The 6,446-nt window shown below is 34.2% G+C and carries 8 protein-coding genes and 1 pseudogene; 6 read left to right on the top strand and 3 right to left on the bottom strand.

Translation table 11 applies throughout. From position 1 onward, the window contains the following. Positions 1-637: pseudogene (locus CWATDRAFT_RS34930) on the top strand (IS66-like element ISCwa4 family transposase); the annotation flags it as partial. Positions 638-997: 360 nt separating this feature from the next. Beyond that, positions 998-1,276 (top strand): hypothetical protein, encoded by a 279-nt coding sequence (locus tag CWATDRAFT_RS28830; protein ID WP_007308283.1) that lies wholly within the window; start codon positions 998-1,000, stop codon positions 1,274-1,276. Positions 1,277-1,472: 196 nt separating this feature from the next. Here CWATDRAFT_RS28830 and CWATDRAFT_RS28825 read toward each other — a convergent pair whose 3' ends face one another. Next, complete coding sequence (locus tag CWATDRAFT_RS28825; RefSeq protein ID WP_007308281.1) at positions 1,473-2,405, bottom strand: DNA sulfur modification protein DndB; 933 nt, start codon at positions 2,403-2,405, stop codon at positions 1,473-1,475. Positions 2,406-2,585: 180 nt separating this feature from the next. On the opposite strand from CWATDRAFT_RS28825, the gene CWATDRAFT_RS40720 reads away from it, so the two are divergent. The 3 genes from CWATDRAFT_RS40720 to dndC are packed head-to-tail and all read left to right on the top strand — an operon-like array spanning position 2,586 to position 5,175. Beyond that, positions 2,586-3,080, top strand: a complete 495-nt coding sequence (locus CWATDRAFT_RS40720; RefSeq protein WP_007308284.1) for a hypothetical protein — start codon at positions 2,586-2,588, stop codon at positions 3,078-3,080. After that, positions 3,020-3,526: an HNH endonuclease gene (locus CWATDRAFT_RS40715; RefSeq protein ID WP_007308285.1), complete on the top strand. Its 507-nt coding sequence runs from the start codon at positions 3,020-3,022 to the stop codon at positions 3,524-3,526. The genes CWATDRAFT_RS40720 and CWATDRAFT_RS40715 overlap by 61 nt, the downstream gene beginning before the upstream one ends. A gap of 32 nt (positions 3,527-3,558) precedes the next feature. After that, positions 3,559-5,175, top strand: a complete 1,617-nt coding sequence (dndC, locus tag CWATDRAFT_RS28815; RefSeq protein WP_007308286.1) for a DNA phosphorothioation system sulfurtransferase DndC — start codon at positions 3,559-3,561, stop codon at positions 5,173-5,175. 6 nt (positions 5,176-5,181) lie between these two features. Here dndC and CWATDRAFT_RS28810 read toward each other — a convergent pair whose 3' ends face one another. Both CWATDRAFT_RS28810 and CWATDRAFT_RS28805 read right to left on the bottom strand, forming a co-directional pair. After that, a complete protein-coding gene (locus tag CWATDRAFT_RS28810) occupies positions 5,182-5,379 on the bottom strand; it encodes a hypothetical protein (protein WP_007312073.1) in 198 nt (65 codons plus the stop codon). 41 nt (positions 5,380-5,420) lie between these two features. Next, on the bottom strand, positions 5,421-5,672 hold the full coding sequence (locus tag CWATDRAFT_RS28805; RefSeq protein WP_007308280.1) for a DUF4926 domain-containing protein: 252 nt from the start codon (positions 5,670-5,672) through the stop codon (positions 5,421-5,423). Positions 5,673-5,883: 211 nt separating this feature from the next. Between CWATDRAFT_RS28805 and CWATDRAFT_RS28800 the strand changes: the two genes are divergently transcribed. After that, positions 5,884-6,446: AAA family ATPase (locus CWATDRAFT_RS28800; protein WP_042712766.1), on the top strand; the 563-nt coding region annotated here is incomplete at its 3' end.

The raw sequence follows: 6,446 nt of genomic DNA, 5'->3' as shown, positions 1-6,446 counted from the left end.
GTTGGCTCCACTAGAAGCTCCGCAGAAGTCGAGAAATTGTTAGGAGCAGATTTTATGGGCATCCTCACCAGTGACTGCTATAGTGCCTACTTTAGACAAAGTGCGATGGCCAAACAGAAATGTCTGGCACATTTAGAACGAGAGTTAGAGTCCCTTAAAACCAGTCTTTTTTCAAGCGAATCGAGAATTTGCTGCCGATGTACAGCAAGTTTTAGCAACCGCCCGTATCCATTATCGTCATTATCATGCTCGAAATTTAACCCTTGAAGACTTAGGCTCCAAAAGAACAGAAGTCGAGAACTCACTGCAAAAGATTTTTAAAGCAACTCCCAAAAAAGGATGGCCTTATGATGCACAAAGATTGATTAACCGTCTCAAACGTCATTGGGAAGAGTGGTTCACCTTTCTAACTTATCCTGAAGTCAAACCAGATAATAATGATGCTGAGAGAGCTTTACGTCCCATTATCATTCACCGCAAAGTAAGTGGGGGAGCAAGAAGCGACTGGGGTGCAGAGTTAGTCACCCAAATGTTCAGTTTTTTAGAGACCATGAGATTACAGGGGCAAAATGCCATTGTCCAATTATGCGAATTATTTTCATTAGCTGGTCGGAGTCCCCCAGGATTAGAGATGTAAAAGGCTCCGGAGCCGATGGGGGATAGATTTTTCTTGATCCCCCTATCTCTCTGCACAAAAATACACAGGGTTAGCGGATAATCTCCGCTAACAAAAAACTATCTTACTATTCTTTTTTTTCTCATATTGTTGTTTTTATTTGAGGTTTTTAAAAGACTTGATTCTGGGAATGTTAGTCATTAAAATAGCCATAATAAATTAGCTTAAATTTTACGCTAAATCACAGGGCTTATATTTTTGTTGACTCAACTGATGTTGTTTGTAGTGCTTTTCAATAAGACTTTTTTGTTGCGGTGAGCAGTTACGACAGGGGGTTATAATTGGGAGGGAAGTAAAGCCAATAATAAACGACTAAATTCCTTGATTTTATTAATAGCGATCGCTTACACTGCTACTTCTTTAAAAGGCAAAACATTTCGACAAACCAATCAAGGAAAATATATTGCTCGTCTAACTGAAAAATCAAGACGTGACCGAAGACATAGTAATTTTTGGATAGGACTTTATGGCTCTCTTTGGATTCACGCTTGGGAATTTTGCTCTGATTTTATTTCAATTATGATGAGCAATAATCCCCAGAAACTCAACAATTATAAAAAAGGGTTACAAGCCATGTCCATAATAGATAAGACGGCTTAATTCCCCTATTTTATCTTAACATAAAATAACCAGTGGAAGATGATTTATTTTAGATGTAACTATCCAAAATAAACCAATTTTTATTATTTAATAAAAACTAATATTGCCCAAGGGGTTGATTTTGAGCATCAACCCTGTGGGGGGGAGGACGGTGTAACCCTCCTCCCCCCCACACACACGGCAAGAATGATTATCATTATTGTTTATTCTCAATAAGCCCTCTAGTTTTTGACAATTTATAGAGCGATCGCCACGGCTGAAACCCTCTTTCAATCAGGGTTTTAACGGGCTTGTCACCCCGTGAGAAAAATTTATTTAAGGCATTCATCAAAGCATTTGATGATGTTTCTACATCCCAGTTTTCAAGTTCAGCATTAATATCATTGGCAAAGGCACAACTAACCAGTTTAACAATATAATTACTTGTGTAAATTAGTTTCTTTTTCGTTGACGGTGTATTTTTTATTCTTTCTGTTTTATCTTTAAATATTGGTACTTGTTCTTGTATAGTTTTCATAATACCAATACGTCCTTCAAATCCTCCAAAAGATAATAATAAAGATTTATCTAATGCTTTACTTTGCGCCATATCTCGGAAGTCAGTTTGACACTGATTAAAATCTTTTTCTAAAACTAAAGTGATGGGAAAATCATTATCTCCAATTAATGCACCCTCTGAACTTTCTATCAGTTCATGAATTGCACTTTTTCTGTGTTGTCCATCAGTTATATCTAATTTTACTCCTCTGGGAATTACTACTAAACAGAGTTCTCTAGCTATTTCAATTACTTTGATTAGATCAGGATCAATATTAGCAGTTAAAGTGCCTAAGATCCAAGGTTTATCTTTTTCTATACGTTTCATAATATATTGTTTGACTTCTTCGGTGTGACCCTGTACTTCTGGACGGTTTTTTCCAGAGTCAGGATCATTATTTTCAGAATGCTTTGTTTGTAGTATGATTGGTAAGTCATGGGCAGGTACATTAATTTGTATCATGTCTCTTTTTCCCTGACGAAACCGTAACCCTAAGAAATGTTTTTCACGGTAATATTTTAACAGATAAGATTCTAATACCTGTCTAAGATTTTGATTAAGTTCCCTATTGTCAATCTGGTTATCAAACATAATAATTGTTAATTTTCGGTAAATACCTACCCTTCTATCATAATCTTGCGTTAAACTAATATAAATCCAGGAAATTACTGAGTTTTTCTGGATCTACATTCATTAATAGTTATGATAATTATTGGTATAATTACTGAATTAGTTTAACATCTGTGATACTCCTATCTGAAACTAAAACCTATGACTGAAAATCAACAGCAAAAAAATTTAAGTTATTATTGCGATCTCTTGGCATCTTTAAATGTTAGTAGTACAAAAAAAAGAGGCAATGCTCAATATAAACCTATTTTGCTTTTATCGGTTATAGATTTAATTTCTCAAAAGATTATTACTGAAAATAAAATTTTAGTTTCTGAGGAACTTATTGATACCTTTAATAAATATTGGAACATTTTAGCTTCTGAATATAAAGGAGGTTTTCATTATCCTTTCTTTCATCTACAAAGTGAAGGGTTTTGGCATCTTACATTAAAACCAGATTTTAATGGTTTACAACCTAAAACCATGAATAAATTAAAACAGTCTGTTGAATATGCTTCTTTAGATGAAGAGTTATTCACATTAATTCAAGATCCAGAAAGTAGAAAAGAATTAATAGACACTTTGATAGAAGTTTGGTTTTCTTCGGCTCAAAAAGAATTACAAGAAATTTTAGAAATCAATCAATCTTTTTAAAAAGCAGGAACCGAAAAATTCCAAGAAAAAAAACTAGCAGAAAATTTTATATAAAAAAATCTTTAGTTAGAGATTCTTTTTTTCGTAAAGCCGTTATTCATGCCTATGACTATCGTTGTTCATTATGTAATTTAAAGGTTATTAAATCACTATCACAAAGTATTGTAGATGGAGCGCATATTAAACCTTTTGCACAATTCTATGACAATAATATAAACAATGGTATTTCATTATGTAAAAATCATCATTGGGCTTTTGATAGAGGTATTTTTAGTATTGATGATAATTATCAAGTTCTGATTTCTGATAATTTCTCTGAAGAGTCACCCAATAGCAAACCTATTAGAGAATTTCAAGGTGAAACTATTTTATTGCCGAACTCACCAACCTATTTTCCAAGTATAGAAGCGATTCAATGGCACAGGCAAAACATTTTTAGACAATAGTTATTCAAAATTATGATAGGAGATTAACAAACATGACTAATATTCAAACAACATTATTTCCGCCCCGTACTGTTCCAGAACTAATTAAAGATATAAAAAGATTAACTGAAGAGATACAAGAGTTATATTGTGTCGATGATATTCCGATTGTTATTGGTTATTCTGGAGGTAAAGATAGTAGTGCTATTGTTCAATTAATTTGGAATGCTATTTCAGAACTACCTTTAGATAAAAGACATAAAAAAATCTATGTTATTACCACTGATACTTTAGTAGAAAACCCCTTTGTTTCGGCATGGGTTAATAAGTCTCTTGAACGCATGGAAAAACGAGCTAGAAAAGAACAGCTACCTATTGAACCTCATTTGCTTACCCCAGAAGCTTCACAAAGTTATTGGGCGGGTTTAATAGGGAAAGGATATCCTGCACCTCGACATAACTTTCGTTGGTGTACACCTCGCTTAAAAATTGATCCTTCTAACCGTTTTATTCGTAATATTGTTAGAGCCAATGGTGAGGCTATTGTAGTTTTAGGAACCCGTAAAACAGAAAGCCAAAACCGTGAAGCGATCATGACAAAAAGAGAACAGGGAAGAGTCCGCGATCGCCTTTGTAAACATCCCCATTTACCCAGTTCTTTGTTATACACTCCTATTGAAGATTGGCGAACCGATGAAGTGTGGTTATATTTAATGCAATGGGATAACCCTTGGGGACATAGTAATAAAGATTTATTCGCTATGTATCGAGGGGCAACCGCTGATAATGAATGCCCTTTAGTTATTGATACTTCTACTCCTAGTTGTGGTAGTTCTCGTTTTGGTTGTTGGGTCTGTACTTTGGTTGATAGCGATAAGTCTTTAGCAGCAATGGTTCAACATGACGAAGAAAAAGGATGGTTACAACCTTTAATTGATGTTCGCAAAGAATTAGATATAGAAAATGATCGAGATAAAAGAGACTTTAGACGTATTTGGGGAACTGTTCACCTGTTTGAACGTAATATTGATGGTCAGACTTCTATTGAACCTGTTCCTGGTCCCTATACAAAATATTGGCGAGAACATTGGTTAAGACGGGTATTAGAAGCACAAGTTAAAGTGAGAAACAATGCACCAGACGACATGAAAGATATTACTTTAATTACTCAAGAAGAGTTAAGCGAAATTAAACGAATATGGTTAGAAGAGAAACACGAATTTGATGATAGTTTACCCCGTATTTATCAAGAAGTGACCGGAGAACCTTTTATTGATAGTCGTCCAGGAGTTGGTCATAGTTTATTAGGTAGCGATGAATGGGATATTTTATCCGATATTTGTGGGGAGGATGCAATGCACTTAGAATTGATGGCCAGACTATTAGATACTGAAAGACAATTTTATACAAAATCTCGTCGTGTGGGTATCTATGGTGACTTGGAAAAATGCTTTGAAACCAGTTCAAGATCCCAAAATGATGCGATTGAAGATGCACACAAAAAACGTAACCTCAAAAATGCGATCGCTGATGAAGATATTGATAAAGTTAAACAAGAACTCAAAAAGACTCTCAACCCCGAAGAAAAACAACCCGAAAAACAACTTTCTTGGGGAACAATTAAATTTGGGCAACCTACCAATAACACGGAAAGTGAGGACAATCTATGATATAAATTATTTGGTAACGTCATTGCTGACTGTTTTTCCGAGTCGATAAGCAGTCAGGGAACTTTGACGAATATCTGCTTCTAAACTAGCATTTAATTCATCTAATTCTAGAATCAACTTATCCCACTGTCTAACTAATGATCTTAATTGATTAACTTCATTTTGTCTGGTGGTATTATCAGGAACTTTGGGTGATGGTTTCATAATGAATTCTAATTTCGTTTAATTTTATTCTGTTATTAAAGTTAATTGACTACAGTTAAGCAAGGTTTTTCATAATGAAGACATATCAATTGTTCAGAGGTAAGAGTAACTAAAGCATAAGTTTGTCCATTATTATCAGAAAATTCAACTTCATAAGCTTCTCCATTTTTGTAAATTTCTACTACTGTTCCTACTTGTCCTTTTGGTAAAATAATTGTATATTTTGTCATGAATTGACAAGTTTTAACATCTTCTAAAAGCGCAATAGTATCATGTAGTTTGATTGAATTCATTTTATCTTAATTTTCTTAATAATTACTCAGGTAATTGTGCTATATTTAATAGTATCATGAAAATAATATGGCAATCAGGTTTCAGTTGTGAGAATTAAGGAAAGCTGATCCCCCCAACCCCCCTTATTAAGGGGGGAACTGAAGGGGGTATCTCAAGGTATTCATCAATTATTACTGATTGCTATAGATACTTTTATTTATTTGTTTAACTATGCTGTTTACAGAATTAGTTTTAGAAAATTTTGGTCCCTATGCTGGTAAAAATATTATTAATCTACGTACAGAAAAAGATAACCAAACTCGTCCTATTATCCTCATTGGGGGAATGAATGGAGGGGGAAAAACAACCCTTATGGATGCTATACGTCTCGCATTATATGGACAACGCGTACAATGTTCAACCCGTAATAATCTCAGTTATAGCGACTTTTTGATTCAAGCAATTAATAACAAAACTCCATTAGGAGGAGAAACACGCATAGAATTAGCTTTTGAACATTTTATTGACGATCAATGGAAAGAAATACGCATTGTTAGACGCTGGAATACACAACCCAAAGACGGTAAAGATACTTTAGGTATTCTGGAAGAAGATTGGCCAGATAAAGCATTAGCTGAGACTTGGGATGAATTTATTGAAACTTTGTTACCTTTGGGTATTTCTAATCTCTTTTTATTCGACGGTGAACAAGTTAAAGAATTAGCTGAACAAGAAACGCCTCCTACTACTGTTATTAAGTCTATACAGTCTTCATTAGGATTAGAATTAGTAGA

It is taken from the genome of Crocosphaera watsonii WH 8501 (assembly GCF_000167195.1).
In the GTDB taxonomy this organism is placed as follows: domain Bacteria; phylum Cyanobacteriota; class Cyanobacteriia; order Cyanobacteriales; family Microcystaceae; genus Crocosphaera; species Crocosphaera watsonii.
This window is presented reverse-complemented; position numbering and strand designations above follow the sequence as displayed.

Bases quoted from the DNA above. Each gene is read 5' to 3' on its own strand.
- dndC (WP_007308286.1), top strand. From the start codon at position 3,559: ATGACTAATATTCAAACAACATTATTTCCGCCCCGTACTGTTCCAGAA.
- CWATDRAFT_RS28825 (WP_007308281.1), bottom strand. From the start codon at position 2,405: ATGTTTGATAACCAGATTGACAATAGGGAACTTAATCAAAATCTTAGA.
- CWATDRAFT_RS40720 (WP_007308284.1), top strand. From the start codon at position 2,586: ATGACTGAAAATCAACAGCAAAAAAATTTAAGTTATTATTGCGATCTC.
- CWATDRAFT_RS28810 (WP_007312073.1), bottom strand. From the start codon at position 5,379: ATGAAACCATCACCCAAAGTTCCTGATAATACCACCAGACAAAATGAA.
- CWATDRAFT_RS28805 (WP_007308280.1), bottom strand. From the start codon at position 5,672: ATGAATTCAATCAAACTACATGATACTATTGCGCTTTTAGAAGATGTT.